17 protein-coding genes are annotated in these 16,029 nt (G+C 39.0%); all 17 read right to left on the reverse strand.

Features of this window, described 5'->3' with window-relative positions; translation table 11 throughout:
• Positions 1 to 43: 43 nt before the first annotated feature.
• A complete protein-coding gene (locus LCH52_08240; GenBank protein ID MCA0388469.1) occupies positions 44 to 2,833 on the reverse strand; it encodes a hypothetical protein in 2,790 nt (929 codons plus the stop codon).
• Positions 2,834 to 2,890: 57 nt separating this feature from the next.
• Positions 2,891 to 3,094 carry a hypothetical protein gene (locus LCH52_08245; GenBank protein MCA0388470.1) on the reverse strand — a complete coding sequence of 68 codons (204 nt, stop codon included), beginning with the start codon at positions 3,092 to 3,094 and terminating at the stop codon, positions 2,891 to 2,893.
• A 160-nt stretch (positions 3,095 to 3,254) separates the two neighbouring features.
• The gene (locus tag LCH52_08250) at positions 3,255 to 3,740 is read right to left on the reverse strand and encodes a hypothetical protein (protein ID MCA0388471.1); all 486 of its coding nucleotides are present in this window, start codon (positions 3,738 to 3,740) and stop codon (positions 3,255 to 3,257) included.
• Positions 3,741 to 3,754: 14 nt separating this feature from the next.
• Positions 3,755 to 4,306 carry a hypothetical protein gene (locus tag LCH52_08255; GenBank protein MCA0388472.1) on the reverse strand — a complete coding sequence of 184 codons (552 nt, stop codon included), beginning with the start codon at positions 4,304 to 4,306 and terminating at the stop codon, positions 3,755 to 3,757.
• A gap of 18 nt (positions 4,307 to 4,324) precedes the next feature.
• Positions 4,325 to 6,046, reverse strand: a complete 1,722-nt coding sequence (locus LCH52_08260) for a hypothetical protein (protein MCA0388473.1) — start codon at positions 6,044 to 6,046, stop codon at positions 4,325 to 4,327.
• 23 nt (positions 6,047 to 6,069) lie between these two features.
• Positions 6,070 to 6,978 carry a hypothetical protein gene (locus tag LCH52_08265; protein ID MCA0388474.1) on the reverse strand — a complete coding sequence of 303 codons (909 nt, stop codon included), beginning with the start codon at positions 6,976 to 6,978 and terminating at the stop codon, positions 6,070 to 6,072.
• Positions 6,979 to 7,079: 101 nt separating this feature from the next.
• Positions 7,080 to 8,027 carry a hypothetical protein gene (locus LCH52_08270; GenBank protein MCA0388475.1) on the reverse strand — a complete coding sequence of 316 codons (948 nt, stop codon included), beginning with the start codon at positions 8,025 to 8,027 and terminating at the stop codon, positions 7,080 to 7,082.
• Positions 8,011 to 9,240, reverse strand: a complete 1,230-nt coding sequence (locus LCH52_08275) for a hypothetical protein (protein MCA0388476.1) — start codon at positions 9,238 to 9,240, stop codon at positions 8,011 to 8,013. The genes LCH52_08270 and LCH52_08275 overlap by 17 nt, the downstream gene beginning before the upstream one ends.
• An 8-nt stretch (positions 9,241 to 9,248) precedes the next feature.
• On the reverse strand, positions 9,249 to 9,950 hold the full coding sequence (locus LCH52_08280) for a hypothetical protein (protein MCA0388477.1): 702 nt from the start codon (positions 9,948 to 9,950) through the stop codon (positions 9,249 to 9,251).
• Positions 9,950 to 10,480 carry a hypothetical protein gene (locus tag LCH52_08285; protein MCA0388478.1) on the reverse strand — a complete coding sequence of 177 codons (531 nt, stop codon included), beginning with the start codon at positions 10,478 to 10,480 and terminating at the stop codon, positions 9,950 to 9,952. Before LCH52_08285 ends, LCH52_08280 begins: the two co-directional genes overlap by 1 nt.
• 38 nt (positions 10,481 to 10,518) lie before the next feature.
• Positions 10,519 to 11,073 carry a hypothetical protein gene (locus tag LCH52_08290; protein ID MCA0388479.1) on the reverse strand — a complete coding sequence of 185 codons (555 nt, stop codon included), beginning with the start codon at positions 11,071 to 11,073 and terminating at the stop codon, positions 10,519 to 10,521.
• A gap of 5 nt (positions 11,074 to 11,078) precedes the next feature.
• On the reverse strand, positions 11,079 to 12,146 hold the full coding sequence (locus tag LCH52_08295) for a hypothetical protein (protein ID MCA0388480.1): 1,068 nt from the start codon (positions 12,144 to 12,146) through the stop codon (positions 11,079 to 11,081).
• Between the two features lie 51 nt (positions 12,147 to 12,197).
• Positions 12,198 to 12,455, reverse strand: a complete 258-nt coding sequence (locus tag LCH52_08300; GenBank protein MCA0388481.1) for a hypothetical protein — start codon at positions 12,453 to 12,455, stop codon at positions 12,198 to 12,200.
• Entirely contained in the window at positions 12,452 to 12,652 is a 201-nt protein-coding gene (locus LCH52_08305; GenBank protein MCA0388482.1) for a hypothetical protein, read from the reverse strand. Before LCH52_08305 ends, LCH52_08300 begins: the two co-directional genes overlap by 4 nt.
• A 47-nt stretch (positions 12,653 to 12,699) precedes the next feature.
• Complete coding sequence (locus tag LCH52_08310; protein MCA0388483.1) at positions 12,700 to 13,161, reverse strand: hypothetical protein; 462 nt, start codon at positions 13,159 to 13,161, stop codon at positions 12,700 to 12,702.
• 344 nt (positions 13,162 to 13,505) lie between these two features.
• Positions 13,506 to 13,865 (reverse strand): hypothetical protein, encoded by a 360-nt coding sequence (locus LCH52_08315; GenBank protein MCA0388484.1) that lies wholly within the window; start codon positions 13,863 to 13,865, stop codon positions 13,506 to 13,508.
• A gap of 86 nt (positions 13,866 to 13,951) precedes the next feature.
• Positions 13,952 to 15,835 carry a hypothetical protein gene (locus tag LCH52_08320; protein MCA0388485.1) on the reverse strand — a complete coding sequence of 628 codons (1,884 nt, stop codon included), beginning with the start codon at positions 15,833 to 15,835 and terminating at the stop codon, positions 13,952 to 13,954.
• Positions 15,836 to 16,029: the final 194 nt, after the last annotated feature.

Consider the following 16,029-nt stretch of genomic DNA (forward strand, 5'->3'; position numbering starts at 1 on the left):
TAATACTAAAACAAGTGGGAGATTGCTTTTTAATCTTGGCTGATTAACCATAATAGATATTTTCGGGCTTGTTGTTCACAACCGGTGTCTCCTGAAACAGCCAATTTTCCATGGCATTGTCTTTAATCAGGGTGACATTAACAATTGCCTGACTTTTTTCAACTGCTGCTTTCAATCTATCGATTCCTTCTTTGATATCCAAAAGCACTTTTCCATTACTATTGTTATTCGAAGCTATTTGAGGTTTATTCATATCACCCATGATGATGCTTTCGAGATCCCGTGATCGAGAGGGTTGCAGGATGACTCCGTATCCTTTCAGCCATTCTTCATAAGTACCACCGTTCTGAAAGAATTGTGATTTCTGAAATCGGTTATATTCCTCTGGTGAGTGCACTCTTGGCGTTAATTTATTTTCACTGTTAGTTTTTTTGTCACTCCCATCCTTTATCTCAAATTTCTTATTATAATTTATCCAGTAACTCGATTTCGGAGGGAATACTTCTCTTACAATATCCTCATGTCTTTCAGGTTTACTTATCACTCTTAATAATAAAGAATCCACCTGTTCTCTATTTATCATCCCGTCATTATACATCTTTGCTACTTGATACCCCATGCTGATGTCTTGCATCTTTTGGAATCTTTCAAAAATCCCCGGGACACTGCTTAAAATACCTAGATAAGTGTTCGTTTTGGATTGCATGCTTTCAACCATACTTTTCCATGTCCCGCCAATGCTCGCAGCTTGATCTGACAATGCTTTAATCGATCTTTTAGAAGCTGCTACGGATTCTTCGGCACCTGTTTTAAGCAGTTGTATATATCTCTCCTGTGAGTCTTTGAGTTTATCGGTTGATTCACCTAACATCGTGAATTTTTCACCGTTCTCAATGGCTTTTTGAAGAGCTGTTACAACCTCTTCGAAAGTTCTCTTTACCTTTGTAGGCTTACCATCAACCATTTCTGTAACTTCGGTTTCCCCTTTGTATATCAGGTCAGTTATATGACTTGCGAAACCTTCCGGGGGATTACCTCCCAGCTGGTTCAGTACACGATTAAACAGATTTTGTCTGTTCCCTGCTAAAGCAGGTGATTCACTATCAGATTTGACTCCTTTTAAAACTGTTAACAAGTGTGGAAGGTTTTGAGCATCATTGAGCCCCGCTTGTTTTATATTGTAATATTCTTCCAAACTCTTTGGTTGAAGTGTTTGATATAACCAAGCATCTGCCGCAAGATTCTTGGGCTGTAACATACTACCCAAGTGGGACAGTGTTTGAGTCCCAAATTGATCAATTCTACCGTACGGATCAGCATTACCGAAAAATATCTCCGGAATTCTTGATAACACCATACCTTTCTCCATATCGGCTTTAACTGTATATTTTAGCTGGTCTGATTGGATTTGAAGCATTGTCTCAAGTATTTTGATTGCTTTTGAAGGATCAATATTGTCACCGTATTGGCTCCTTCCATAGTCTAAAGCTTTAAAAAGTCCTTCAGCTCCAACATCTTTGCCGGTTAACCATCTATACTTGTTGACACCAAATACCTGTTGCGGTTCGAGACCGTGCATTTGTGCAAAATCATGTTGCTGCTTAAAAAGCGAATTATCATAAAACCCGGCTGTCTCTGCAAAACCTAATTGCTCCTGAACCTGTTCAGGCAAGGTCATATAACTGAATTGACTTACTCCACCCGGCTGTCCGATTCGAGCCCGTCCTCGTGCACCCGCAATATCGTATTGATAATAGGTTTGAACTTTCGGTGCTACATTTGCAAGAATTTCTGACATAAATTTTATATCTGATTCAAGTTTGCTCTGCTTATCAGTCAGATACTTTTGCAAGTTTATTTCCTGCTCGCCTACGCTTTTCCCGATAAATAAATCAGTTACCCCCTTTCCGGCTTGTCCCCCTAAAAATGCTCCCGGAAGACCTCCAACCATACCTCCGACTATTGTCGCAATAACCCCGGTAATATTACCTATTTGAGCCCCTTCACCTTTCAATTTTTCTAATCCATATTGAGCCCGTGTAGATTCTTCAAAGAACTGCGCCATTTTATTTTGACCGTAGTTCCCCATCAGATCACCTACTTGAAACGCTGATCGATACTTTGCCTCCACTTGCTCATCAACTAAACCTCCTCGATAACCGAGTAAGTAGTTTTTTAATGCCTGCTGTGCAACAGGACCAACCATCAAACTTCCCACTACCATTTTCGCGACATTTTCAATATTGGACAAGAAACCAGTGCCTTTATTCAGCTCGTTAAGTGATGGATCGCCAACATTCTTGTTCGGGTCGAAGTAGCGGTCAAAAGTTGAAACAAGTTTTTTGGTGAGGTCTTCAAAAGCTTCTCTAATAGCTGCTAACTCAGCTTTTCGTAAGCTCTTTTCCTCTTCTGACAAATTGCCACTTAGTAACTCTTTCTCTGCTGTTTCTACAAAATTTTGAAGTCCGTCTCCTGCTCGATCCAAAAACTCATCTGCTTTTCTTTTTCTGCCCCACCATTGATTTTTGGGCAACAAACCAGGACCATAGTATCGATTTATTTTTGTCTGAAAATCAATTGCATCACCTGTAATATCTTGCATTAAAAATTTTGCGGGGTCACTCAACTGTTGTTGAAAATCTGCAAGCGATGTCGGATCAACATTCTTTGCAAGGTCTTTGTATAATGGCGAATTTCTCATTTTCTCCACCGACTCAAGCGGGGCAGAATCATTAACTCGATCATTGAGTGATTTTAATTCATTCTCCACTTCCGCCACACCCATCAGGGCGTCAATTCTTGCACGAATGCTAACTACTAAACTTTCTTCCATGTTTATCTTTCGTTGGTCACATAGTCTGATTACCGTTTATTTAATCTCATTTTAAGATCACTCGTCGAACGGAAAATCTTTAAGTAAATTCTGCATATCGAACCCTTCACTTTTTAAGATTTCCAATTCTTTTTTAAAGTCTTGAGCCATTAATTCATCTGCGTTTGGCACACTCGAGATTGATGCTTCAAATTCTTTTCTGTTTCGCTCAGGGTCTTTGATAAACCTGTCTACAATATCCTCGAACATATCTTGTATCATATCTGATTCAGTTGCATTGAGATAACGAGGATCGGTGGAAGAGTATCCATATTTTCTCTTCCACCAAATCCGAATGCTTATCCTGTGTTGCTCAACCCTCTCTCTGAATTTGGGATTAAGGTTCCTCTCTTCCTCACTCTGGAGAATCAGAGATAATAGTTCAGAATCCTGCTTGTTGACGAAAAAAGACTTTCTGTTGCTCCAAATAATCGATTAGCTGATTCACTTCTTGTTCACTCGCTTTATAGAAGTCATAGTTATCAGGTTTTGAGACACAAAGAACTTTTAATCTCGCAAAAGCGAATAAATTTTGTTTCTCGGCTAATAGTTTGGAATAACTGTTCCAATAAGCATTTCCCTCAACAAGTTTTCTCGCAGCTTCCCATCGTTCTGTTTCAGAAGTATCTAATGAGTTGCATTTGTCAACCAAATCGGAAGATTCATTTTCGCCAAGTCGATCAATGTTGAATTTCAAATATTGTGCACACTTGGTTTCGATTAACTCTTCGAGCTCAGTAAATCCCTCGACACCTCTTCCGTAAAGATTTACTGCCTCGGAATTAATTTTGAATTTATCCTGTACGGTTTCATTCACTCGAAATTCAAATCGTCCAAATTCGGTTTCTATAACAACTGTCTGTGACATTAGAATTTTCCTTTTTACTGTGTAATGCTTGCTGGATAGGGCGAACTTGGATTATATTTCTTCCATTGCGCTCCTGTGATTCTTTTTCTGTAAATGAGAGCAAAATTTCTCATGTACATCTGTTGTGCAGAGAAACCACCTGAGTTGTTCGCAATCTTCATACCGATAAAAACATCAGTGACTTTGAGAGCTGCAATGGTAAGGGGATCTGCCTGTCGAGACATCCTAATCATACCGATAAATTCTTTATCCTCTCTCAGGTTCGAATAACTACCGAGGTTATCATTTAGACCGAGGAAATATATAGATGTGATCTGGATCTGACCCGGGTTCTGGGCTCCGGTAACGATTTCCGTAGCAACTCTTTCTCCCCATTCCATTACCGGCATCTGCTGTGCCCCATCGTTCCAGTTTGCACCGATACCCCGAGCAATTAAACTGCCTGCAACAGGATCAACAAGATCAAAGATTAAATCCGCTCCGGCGAATGATCTGTGATAAATACCTGAGTTGCTGACGATTATTTGTCCCGGATTGACAGGATCGTGATATGTATTATCGTACATTGTGTAAATTCCTTATTATTAATTAGGGATGAGAACTCTCATCTTGAATCCGACAAAATCAGTCGTTTCAAGTGGGATGATTTCAGGTTCAGTAATTATTGCATTTCCTTCTCTGTAAGCGTTCTGAATTCGATAATTCGGTGAAGCAGAGCTACTCAAAAATCCATCTCCGGAATATTTCTGAAGAATACCAATTCCTACAGCAGCTGCCGAAGTTTCATCTACTACATCAGCGCCTACAAGCGGTAACATCGCCTCTCTGTAGCCTTCATAAATAAAATCAACGATCTGACGCTGTTGGATGAGGTAAGTGGCGTTTCCGTCCTGTGTCCATGTTTTAGATTGATCTTGGAAGGTGTTAATGCCTTGTGCTATTTTGAATCCGTTTTTGTCGGAGACAAGAATAATCACCCCTGTTCGAATGTAAAGCTCCGCTTCATCAGAATTGAATCTGCCGAAAGTCTTTTCTACAGTAATCGCCGGCACATAATCACCTGTAATGTTCTTTTTCACGCTTGAACCCGAAAGTAACCCGGCTATATATGGAGCTAACGATGAGTATGCCGGCTTTCCATCGATTCCATGACCAACATAGATAACATCTTGATTATTCATCGTTTTAGCTCTTGTGATTGGGCTGGAAGCATGGGTTATATCCTGTAAAATATCTCCCAGTGCTGCACCGACAATTAGTTGAATTGAGTAGTCTTTCGTACGAAGTGATTGAACTACACCTTTCCAGGTGGTTAACTCCGATAGTGTAACACCTTTCCAAAGAAGATTTACAAGCCTGATTCTCCCCCGGGTAACATTTGACCATTCTTCGAGAAGTTGCTCAATTTTACCCATCAATGCAGTAGCGACAATATCGCCTGCAGGTGAAGTTCCTTTCGTCGCACCGGTGATCAATCCGACCAAACCACCCTGAGTAACGAGAGTTGAAACATCTGCGGCGTTGTTTATTTCTGTAACCTCAAGGAAATTTGTTGAGTTTACAAAGTTTACAAGATCATTCAGGAAAGTCGGACTTGTTTTATCCATTACTTTCGAGAATTTATTTGCGACATCCAGTTTGTAGAGTCTGGAATATTTAGCTGTTGCGGTTGATGTTGCGTAAGCACTACTAATTTTGATCTTCTTATTAACTTTGTCGATTAACACAACCGTCTTTGAAGCTGGTTCAGCAGAAGTATCGGAGTCGATCAAATAGACTGTATCACCAACATTGAATCCATCTGTTGATTCCACATCGAGCAACACTGTTGAATTGGTTGTGTTTTGAGTTAGATGGACAGTGTTAATTGCCTTGGTTATTTCCACTGTAACAACATTAGTTGAGACTGTAACACTAACTTTATGGTCATTGCCCGCAGCTCCGTAAGATTTTGGTTTGAACTTTATTAAAGTTGTCGCTCCGGCATCAACTGTAAGTTTGCTCTCAGCTCGGGTCAGTGGATTTATGCAAAGAAGGTTTATAACACCAGCCCCACCTTTCTTAGCTTCTGCCATGGCGTTTACCAAGTCCGAGGTTCCGAAGAACTGCTTTGCATCCTCAACATTTGAAAATGACTTTATTACATTACCACCATTTCCACCATCAAACCCGATTCCTTGCTTGGCCTCGCCAACAATCAATAATCCGTTGAATACCGGAAGGCTATTTCCTTGAAGGTTCACTACCTCTTGGGTACCGTAAACACCGGGCAAAAAGAATGTTTTTCCGTTAATTGTGATTGACATATAATGTCCTTTCTGTTTGAATTTTACTCTTCCATTACTGAAATCATTGTCGTGATCTCTTCGATTGGTATATCAGGAATAAAAGCTTTGTTTTCTATTATCAAATTGAAAATTATGCTAAATCCGGTGTGATCAGCTCCGTGCAGAGCAGGATTATAATAATCCCCTTCAATTGAGATTTTAACATCAACAGCGCCCAGGGCTTTTATCAACCAAATCAAAAAGAATTTATTCGCTCGAAAAATATTAGCAACTCTATCCCGACGGTCACTTACTTCCCAGTTTAAGTATGTTGCTCTGATGACATCAATATCATAATCTCCTAATGTCACTCCACTTCCACCGATTTTATACTGTTGACCCCAAAATTGTTGGTAGCTACTACCATTTACTCGCTCTATCATCACATAATTCAATGCAAGTTGTTCAATTGCGAAGTTCTGAACTATTTTGATATCCTTTGCGAGATTCACCTTCCTGCCGTCCGCATCTGTAAGATTTTGAAACATCTTTGTTATCGCAGTTGTCACTATCTTCTTCCCGTCCTTGACATTTACCTTTAGTTTTTTTTGCGGTACTCCACTGATTTTGCAAAGGCTTGGGTTACTGTATTCTTTGGTTGTTTCGTCTCGTATGACTGCTTTATAGTGATATGTGATGTCGTTAAACACTCTGTAATCAAATAATGCGTTTATTTCAGGAGATTCCAGATCATCAAACACCATTAATCCATTGTAATTGTAGTTTGCGAGATTGTCGATGTTTGTGAAGTATGATGCAATTTCAAGCTCTGTTGGTTCGCTCCCACTTCGTCTAAAAACATAGGTTTTATAATCAGCAGGAAGTACACTTGGGAAATCCCAGAAAAGTGTCAGTTCACAACCAAATCCAGTGGCTTCAATTCTTAAGTTTATTGGTGCAGAGACCGGCATAAATTACTCTCGGTAGTTGACAGAGTAGCAAACTAAATAAATAATACAAGCGTAACTTATGTAAGGATAGTAGGTACTGTTGTGTCGTCTTTTTCGCTTTTTTATATATCTTTCATTGCCAGACGAACACCTTCCGCAATAATTTCTTTAACTCTGCCCTCTGTCCTCTGAATAGTTTCGTGTAATATCCCCATTGGTTTAATTTCCCATCCTGTTTGTCCCTCTTTCATTACACGAAAAGTGATATAATTGCTGTGTGATCGTGAGCTTGTAGTCGGGTTGATAAACTTAGTCAATATTTTTGAGGATGTGTTTTGTGCTCGAATAGTTTGAGGTTTTATTCCTCTCTGTTTTGAAGCTTGAGTAGCAAATATGTGGCGTACAACTGAAGGGTTTTTTTCAAACCTGTACATTCCAATATATTTTGCTTTTTCTGCTTCATCAGTTATTCCGGCTTCTATCAACATCTTTTCTGTAAGTCGCTGACCCCACTTGTACGCATTTCGTGAAGTTTTGACTTTATTGTTCGCCCTCATAAACTGTGCTTCCTCATATGATTCTGCACCTTGTTGTACACCCTCTTTGTATCTGCCGGTGATGTAACTGGGGGTCATGTTCTTGACGGTTGAATAAACAGCCTTTGGCATGGGTTGTTTTGTTACAGATTTCGGATTCCCGTGACTAAATGGGATTACAAGATATTTTTCATTGTTTTTGTTTACTCTTACTTTTTGGCTGGTCGAAAGCATGTTCTTAAGATCAGCACCGTTTTCGAGATACTTGGCGTATTTTTCAGTATGAATGATCTTAAATTCAAGGGGATTTCCCATATATGGATACATAGTTCCATCTTGGATTCCTCTTGCATATCCCCCCTGTGAATGTCTAAATTTTCCTTCGGCAGTTTTTATCCACTCCATGACAAAATAATTTCCTGCTGTCTCAACTGATTCCCCGACTACCTGTTGAAGTCTTTCCGGAATAAGATTAACGAAATCCTTTAATGCGCTATACTCTATTTCATAGGATAGCTTATACTTCGGTTTCATGCTCTCGAATATTATCGGCTAAACGAGAAATTAATTTATTTCTGCGTTTAGGTGGTTTTGTCGTTAAATGGCTCTTTTTGATTTGCATAAAAATGTTATCTTGACTTATAGATTTTGTCAATGATTTATGATCATCTTTTACCGGAGTAACAATGGACGAAAGAATTCTTTCAATCGCAATAGCTAATTCATCACTATTAGGTTTTTCTTCAGACGAACTGCTAAACTTGGCGGAAATCGGTTGCCAAATAGCTTTTAAAGACTCTCTAAGGGAACGAATCCCGAGATTTGGAAAGAGATCTGAAAAAGAAATCGAGTTGCTTTTTTTAGGATTCGCTGGATTAGGCGGATTATTTTTGAAACTTGAATTGTCGGGTGTCCCATCTGCCCCGGTAGATGCATCATCAGCTGTGGGTTCCACTTTTCCGTTATCCTCGTAAAACATCTCCATATTCGATTTTATTGCTGAAAGAAATTTATCCCGTAATTTAATATCCTCATCTTGAGATAATAGATTAAAACGAGCTAAAACATCTTCCTCTAAATCTGAAGGTGAGTAGCCAAAATAGTTTTTGGCTTGATACATTTCTTCTGTGATTAATGAAACCTCTTTTATCAGGTTATCTCCCTCTCCTCTATGAACTCGAATCAAGCACTCCTTAAACCCGGGCTTCTCACTCTCGAAAAGATTGAAAATATTGTGTTCCCAGATTCTATATCCCTTCTTTTCAAATGATGTAATTACCGGTTCTACATCATCTTGACTATTTATGATAACTGTCGCTCGTAATATCCCCGGGATATTACTTAAGGAATATCTTCCCTTGGTTGCTTGAATTGCTTTGATCTTTACAATGATCTGTGGAACATTCAAGATCATCGAGCTCTCCGATAGATGCTGTTCTTTTGTAAGTTTATTCATATAGATTATCCCTACAATGTCTCTTCTGAACTGCGCATTCTGTTGCATTGCTTCCAATTGATATGTTTTTGCTTCAAAATTGAGTTGTTCTTTTGTGATCTCTTCGCTAATTTTTGAAGTTTGCTTCAATTGAGCTTTGATTTTTTGAAGTGCTGGTTCTTCTACTACCACCTCCGTTTCAGGCGGTTGTGAGGGCATTCGTGGAAGATTATCGGGCATCTGTGATTCGTGAGCGGGCAATGCTTTTAGAATTACATCTTTGATTCGATTGAAAAATGTGTGTCTGCTCATTTCATACCTTAAAGTGTATCATTGTATTTGAATCCGTCAAGTGGATTTATTGTTTCCATACTCTCTCTGTATCTTCTTACCAATAAAGTGAGTTTTCTTGGGAGATCTTCTCCGTCTCCGCCTCGATCAAAGGGTTCATCTTCAAAAATAATATACTGCTGAGTGCAGATATATTTTACGGAGTATGATTGATCTAATTGAGGAATCCCTTCTGCTAATTCATTCCATGTGATGACCCGAGAATTGAGATCCACCGAATAATCATCGGGGGAAGAATAAATTCTACCTAATCGACTCACTTCAAGTATCTCTCGCAGATCATGATCAAAGATTTTATCCCGTCGTCCTTTGGTTAGAACATCTGTTTTCACCATCGTTTTATTTGGAATTGTAATCAGATCACCGTGTGTTATGAGTTTCCATACCGGTTGAATCACTCCCTTGTAATATTTTGGAATAGTAAGTTGAGCTGTAACATCGGGCATCATACCTGCTGCAGAACGATCAAATCGCGAACGCCTTGTCGTTTTAATACCAAAAAAAGTAATTGGAGTTTTGTATCTGTAACCGGCTTCACAGCCGCATCTTGATTTCGGTACACCATTATTTTCTCCTACACAACTACACAAATACCCTTCTTTATGGGTAAATTCCATCCCATATATACTCATCAGATCCTCAATATTGGGATCGATTATTTCAAGTGACATTAATCAACTCTTGTTTTGCTACTTCTTAGTTTTCGATCCGCTTGATTTTTCGACATCTGAAGACCCGGTAAATATTCTTTCACCAATTCTCTTTGTGCGGTATCGACTTGATCAACTTTACTTATGAGTAGATCCAGTGTCTTCTGGAGGCCGGAGAAAGCCTTGTCAATTTGATTAGTCACATCTAGATTTTGCTTCTCAAACGAATTGGACAAGTCTTCTCGTAGTTTATCAAGTTGTGAAGAGAGTTTTTTATCGAGCTTCTCAACAGAAGAATGATTCTCCACTTTGACTTCCTCGATTTTATCATATACGACTTTGGTTAGATTATCAAATCGGGCTTTATAATTCAGTTGAATATTTCGGTTCTCTTCCGCTGCTTTTTCTGCAAGTTGTTGATGTTCTTTCGCGTTTCGAAGTGCCATCTCAGCTGCCTCTTTTTTCGAATTGAATCGATCTTTAATGAGCCAGCCGATAATAGAAGCTATTAATCCGATTGCAGTAAGGAATATTTCATTTGTAATAGTCATAGGATAATTCTTTTAGAGTGATTATTTGATAGATTGAATTAGAAAACTACAGCTGCAACAATGCCTAAACCAATGAGCAATATTGTACCAGCTCCTGCCAAAAAAGTATTGTACCAAGGGTTTTTTATCTCAACGATACTCTCATCTTTTATCGTCTTGAGTATTTGTAAAGTATCAGTTTTGAACACAAAAAATGAATCAACACGGTTTGTATAAACCTCTCGGAGCACGGCTTTAATATCGAACTTGAGACTGTCCACTGCAGGAAATGTTGTTCCGGTCAATCTAATTGTGAGACTGTCACTTGTAACCGTTGTATCGAATTGGGATGAATCCTTGAAATTTGTAATCTCATTTTCAGGCACTTTAATGTAGCGATCTACATAAACATATTTTATCTCCGTCCGGGGCAATCCCTGTTTCTGCGTTGTATCCGCTGTCCCCTCTTTGAGATTACTTTCAGTTATCTCCGTATGGGTGGTCTTTGTGGTGATTTTTGGCTCTTCCTTTGGCTTGAGGAGGAGGTAGCCTGCTATGAGTAAAACTATAGCGCCGATGATCCAAATGAGTTTGTTGTTATTATTCTGCATCATGATTCCTAAAGAATTATTAATTCAAAGTTTTTCCCGTATTTCTGCATTAAATATTTACATGTTTCTTCTTCTTGCTGTTGGAAGATATTTAGAAACCTGTCACCTGCATAACTGCGTGAGCTGCTCACTCCATCAATCCCTTCTGTACGAGAGGTCTGTCTGAACCCTGGATCGATTACGGGCAGAAGTTTAACCAGTGCTCTTCGAGATACAAGCTGACGAATCATTTCTTTTTCGCTCTTGTCGGTTAAAGCGTTAAAAATTCCTGTTTTATAAGTCGCATGAAAGAAACAAGGAATCCTTTCAATGCCTCCATACATGATCGACATCCCAAAAGCCCCAAAGTTCTGGAGCAACATAGAGTATAAGCCTGTTGTAGCACCCGTTGGTACTGGAAGAAATTCAATAACTCCTTCTAACGGATTAAACACGAACAGTTCTTTCGGAACTTCTATTATTGGGTGATCTGCAATCTTTAGTGAAAAATCAACTAATTCTACAATTGGAGGGTATTGAACAACAAACTGCCATAAATGGCTGGTGAACTTGTCAAAGAAATAATCTTTCTTCTCGATGAGGGTTCGCTCTGAAAAGTATAATTTGGTTTTTTGTTCAAGTTCTGATTCGGCTGCCTTTAGAATACTGGTAATACCAGCTCGATTCTCACTAAGATAAGCTTGAATTCCTTTTGTGAGTGCGATATCCAGTTTACTTCCCGACGCGAGGACAAAGTCAAGAAAATATCCTACAGGTACTAATTCGGAAGTCTGCGCTAATCCGGGAAGGTCTATTAGTGAATAATCTTCCGGGTGATATTTTGGTAAGATTATTGTATCATTCGATTGAAAATAGACTCGAATATATTGTTCTGGGGTGTTTTGGTGGAATGTAATTTCCTTTGAGTAAATCCCCGCATACTCATTAAGAATAATATCCTTAATCGGATTGGATAAATGGTCAAGGATAAATTTCCCATCTTCGCCAATAATTGTAATCTTTATTGTTTTTGAAGTGCCGAGAGAACTCTCGTTAATCGAAATTGTTTGTGGTATTGATTTGTAAATTTGCTTCATTGCTGCTTGGGTCCCGAATAAAGTTATGGAGTCTATTACTCATCTTATTCTCTAAGTATCAGATTTTTTATTCCCTGCGACTTTATCAAGGATGCCAAGTCCTATGATCCCTGCTATAAGTGTTGCCCAGTTAAGCGGAATATCAACAATTTCTAAAGACTTCGCGGCTACTACTGAATAATGGTAGACAAATACCAATACCACTATAAAAGAAAGTAACCGCTTCATCGAAGGTTTATTATAACCGACAAAGAATGTCTTGACAAACTCTACTTGATCAATTAACCATGTCCCAAAATTAAATTTCATCTTGTCTTTTGATTTCTCTTGAGTGATTGCTTCGGTTCAAACGGAGTAGGTTCATTTTCTGGTATTTTAGATTCCTCTTTTGATAACTCCGCATCAAATATGCTTGCGTATTCTTTAGCTTTTTGTTCTGAACAATCAAGAGGCGCCCTCCCGTTTTCATCGAATGTGATTTTACCATCGTTTACATCTTTTTCCACAATATAAGAATCCAATCTTCGATTGGGATTTATCAACACATACATGTTTAATATTCCTTACGATACCATGTGTAGAGATAAAATTCAAATGTTACATCTTTTCGATTCCCGGCAGTCCCATACATTTTTAATCGATAATTCGGGTAAATCGAGGTAGTTCCGGTTTTTTTAGATGAATATGTTTTCAAGGAGTCAGATGTGTAAAAAGTTAATAAACTGTCCCAATTAGTGTTATCAAGAGAACCTTGCAATACAATTGAAACTTTCGGCGTGCCGGCACTGGTGAGTTTACGACCCACATTAAGTTTAATACTGTCCGCGCTCACCATCAGGGGGAAAGTCTTGGAATAGATTGTGGAAAGACTATCTACTTTTCCGCTGAATTTATACTGTACTCCGTTTGCATACTGAGTAGGCAATGCATTCAAGACAAATTGAGCTGGTGTAGTTAGCGGAACAAATGTGATCATGAGAACCACAAATAATAATTTGACAATTGCTGATTTCATGTAAGTTTTCTCCATTTTAATAGTTAAAGTTTTGAATAAAATTCTTTAAGAAGCTTTTCGAAGCGCTGAGCTTCCCATACCGGACTAGTGTCAGCCTTTTGAAGATAAAGATCATGATGATCTACGATACCATTGAAATTGGCATATTCCGGTTTGAAATCAAAAGTTTCGAGATATTCAGGAGGAATCCCAAAATGTTTGCAAACAACTGCATATACTTTAGCCGCTGTGATTAACTGCTCTTCTGTATATGCTGCCCAGTATCTTCCACAACCTCTATAGTCGTGTCCTAAATCGATGACCTTCCCTGTGTAAGGATAATTAAAAATCGGATAATTCCAGAACTATTTCCCATCTTTTAGTTTTACAGGACCGACATTAGCCATTTCACATCCGACATTGAACTTATCAACCCATTGCCCTCTTCCTGTGTGATAACTCCAATAATTGGGATCAAACAAAATATAGACATCTCCATTCGGTTCTATCGCCAATGCAGTTGAAATCGGTCCTCTCCCATCAGCAGTCCAGACATCTTTAAGCCATCTGATTGACATACTCGCAGAATGATGAAGTACCCCCTGGTTTTTTTTGGTAACCTCTTTGACATACTCACCTTCCGGGAGTAGGGTCTCGATTACATTAAGTTCGGGGAACTTTGTTTTTAATATCTGTGAAAATGGGATTTTGAACTTTATATTCATTCTGAAATTTCTCTTTCGAATTAAAAATGAGCGGGAGTAGAAAAACCAATTGAAACTACCCCCACTCAGATAGGGCTAACCTTTAATTATTCCCAAGGTGTACTGCCAACATTTTTGAGAACTACGATTTTGTTTGGATTGAAAACAATCGGTGTCCCATACAATTTGTACAGAAACTGTTGCGAGTCTTCAACCGTGGCAAGTGGCATCCTTACAAGAGGTAAAAGTTGTTTGAAGTCAACTACCTGTTCAGGATCCCAATCAAAAACAAATGCGTAACTTGTCCCTGGCACATGTTCTCCATCATCTTTCATAACGGATGCACTGGCTTTGAATGTAGCTAAGTATCTGTAAGCCGTCAAAGCAGAATTGCTGTTTGGTTTACGATAAATCTCGAACGCTGATGCGACTTGACCCGGTGATGAACCGTTATCCGCAATAGAGAAAGTCACTTTCTTTCCGGCGGTAGTTGCTACACCTTTTACTTCGAATCCAACTCCTGCACCATACTTGTTGATTGGGATTGCAACATAGTCGTAAAGTCCTTCTGGAAGGGTTGAGAGTGCATCATCCTCGGGGGTGCATGTAAATGTTCCACCGCTTAAAGTTGCTGGGCATTTATCAGATGTAGCAGCGAAGGCAGTTTTGTTAGAGTTAAGTTTCGGATGAAGATCATTCAGATGTACTTCACCTTTCTTCTTGAGCATAATGTCAGTCTCGATACCACCACCGCCATTTGCGAGTTTAAAATTTCGAGCGGAAACTGCGATTGACTGTATGTCAACATTTCCTCCCAACATTAACCTTTTCTCTGCGAGAAGTCCATCTACATGGTCGGTAAATGCTACATTCGACATCCAAGCCTTGAGATTTTCAGGATTACCAAAGTTATCCTCAATGATTCTACCGGCTTGATTTAGTATCTCAAGGGAGATTCTTTTCCCTTTAAGATCGATGATATTCTCTGAAGGGCGTTTTACTCTCTTGTTGAACTGTGCAAGAACTCCATTAAATTCAACGGGAATGTTTTCGGCATTTCCGAAGAAACACTTCTCATTTAACCTGCGAAGAATTGCTCTTGTCTTGTTCTTATTCAAAGTCTCAAGGTTATTAACCTGGGATTTAACCACCGTTGCAGGGTTTGGAATTTTACCCTTTGTACCGATGAACTTCACCAGTTCAAATTCGCGTCTGATATCTTCATCATACTCTTCAGGGATCCCACCCTCAGCATAAAAATTAGCATCGCCGAGTTCATTCACTGCAGTGAACTCCTCAACAGTACTTTCTGCTTTCGTCTTTGAAAGAGCTTTCCAAAACTTATTTGTGCTCTCTTCTTGTACAAGAATCTTTAGTGTTTGATCTAATGATTCAAGTCTCGTTGCCCCATATCCGGTTTTATTAGCAGAATCCGTTGAGTAACCTACTTCAAGACTCTTTCTTAGTTCGGCGTATGTATGCATATTAACAGGTTTGGTAGTTAGAACAACATGGGTGATGAGAGCTTTAGGGATGATGTTTGACTTTTTGTCGTCTTTATTGAATTTGCCTTCAATACTCCAGCCAATTTTCTGTGGGTTTTCAGGGTGAGTTTGGTTATACTCCTCAATTGCCTTGAAAAGACCGTAAGCACTTTTTGCAGTCCTCTGCTGTTTTGACAGTTGATCTTCCGGCACATCAAAAAAATCTATCAGATCGCCCTCGAAATCAACAAAACCGGACCCGACATCAACGGATGTTGGAAATCCTATTATGTTGTCTGGCTCGGCTAAGACTTCTGTATCATGCTCGTATTTTATTTTACCAAATCCACCCGTAAATCGAGAAAAGTCAAGCCCGTCAGTTAGTACTATATCGCCGTCAGAGTCCGGATCACTTGTTGTAATCCGTCCGCCAACTTTTATAGTCCGTTTATCTCTGCCGGTACCGCTTTTTATCAAATAAGCCGGTACAAAAAATTTGAAGTCCATCATTCCTACTGTTAATCTCTAATGCAATTTTAGGGAATACAATAAGTCTAAATTGTGTCGTCTTTTTCACTTTTTGGACAAAATTCATTTTTTATGTGATTTTTTTCAAATTATTAGATACCGTTGAGGAAATCTCTTATAATCTTGGGAGCGAGTTTTGAGTTGTTGGATACTTCGAGGGTTCATTCCCTCAA

Source organism: Bacteroidota bacterium (genome assembly GCA_020161395.1).
Classification (GTDB): Bacteria; Bacteroidota; Ignavibacteria; order Ignavibacteriales; family Ignavibacteriaceae; genus UTCHB3.

What these genes read in the sequence shown, in the direction of transcription:
- LCH52_08240 (MCA0388469.1), bottom strand. Translation starts at nt 2,833, where the DNA reads ATGGAAGAAAGTTTAGTAGTTAGCATTCGTGCAAGAATTGACGCCCTG.
- LCH52_08245 (MCA0388470.1), bottom strand. Translation starts at nt 3,094, where the DNA reads ATGATACAAGATATGTTCGAGGATATTGTAGACAGGTTTATCAAAGAC.
- LCH52_08250 (MCA0388471.1), bottom strand. Translation starts at nt 3,740, where the DNA reads ATGTCACAGACAGTTGTTATAGAAACCGAATTTGGACGATTTGAATTT.
- LCH52_08255 (MCA0388472.1), bottom strand. Translation starts at nt 4,306, where the DNA reads ATGTACGATAATACATATCACGATCCTGTCAATCCGGGACAAATAATC.
- LCH52_08260 (MCA0388473.1), bottom strand. Translation starts at nt 6,046, where the DNA reads ATGTCAATCACAATTAACGGAAAAACATTCTTTTTGCCCGGTGTTTAC.
- LCH52_08265 (MCA0388474.1), bottom strand. Translation starts at nt 6,978, where the DNA reads ATGCCGGTCTCTGCACCAATAAACTTAAGAATTGAAGCCACTGGATTT.
- LCH52_08270 (MCA0388475.1), bottom strand. Translation starts at nt 8,027, where the DNA reads ATGAAACCGAAGTATAAGCTATCCTATGAAATAGAGTATAGCGCATTA.
- LCH52_08275 (MCA0388476.1), bottom strand. Translation starts at nt 9,240, where the DNA reads ATGAGCAGACACACATTTTTCAATCGAATCAAAGATGTAATTCTAAAA.
- LCH52_08280 (MCA0388477.1), bottom strand. Translation starts at nt 9,950, where the DNA reads ATGTCACTTGAAATAATCGATCCCAATATTGAGGATCTGATGAGTATA.
- LCH52_08285 (MCA0388478.1), bottom strand. Translation starts at nt 10,480, where the DNA reads ATGACTATTACAAATGAAATATTCCTTACTGCAATCGGATTAATAGCT.
- LCH52_08290 (MCA0388479.1), bottom strand. Translation starts at nt 11,073, where the DNA reads ATGATGCAGAATAATAACAACAAACTCATTTGGATCATCGGCGCTATA.
- LCH52_08295 (MCA0388480.1), bottom strand. Translation starts at nt 12,146, where the DNA reads ATGAAGCAAATTTACAAATCAATACCACAAACAATTTCGATTAACGAG.
- LCH52_08300 (MCA0388481.1), bottom strand. Translation starts at nt 12,455, where the DNA reads ATGAAATTTAATTTTGGGACATGGTTAATTGATCAAGTAGAGTTTGTC.
- LCH52_08310 (MCA0388483.1), bottom strand. Translation starts at nt 13,161, where the DNA reads ATGAAATCAGCAATTGTCAAATTATTATTTGTGGTTCTCATGATCACA.
- LCH52_08315 (MCA0388484.1), bottom strand. Translation starts at nt 13,865, where the DNA reads ATGAATATAAAGTTCAAAATCCCATTTTCACAGATATTAAAAACAAAG.
- LCH52_08320 (MCA0388485.1), bottom strand. Translation starts at nt 15,835, where the DNA reads ATGGACTTCAAATTTTTTGTACCGGCTTATTTGATAAAAAGCGGTACC.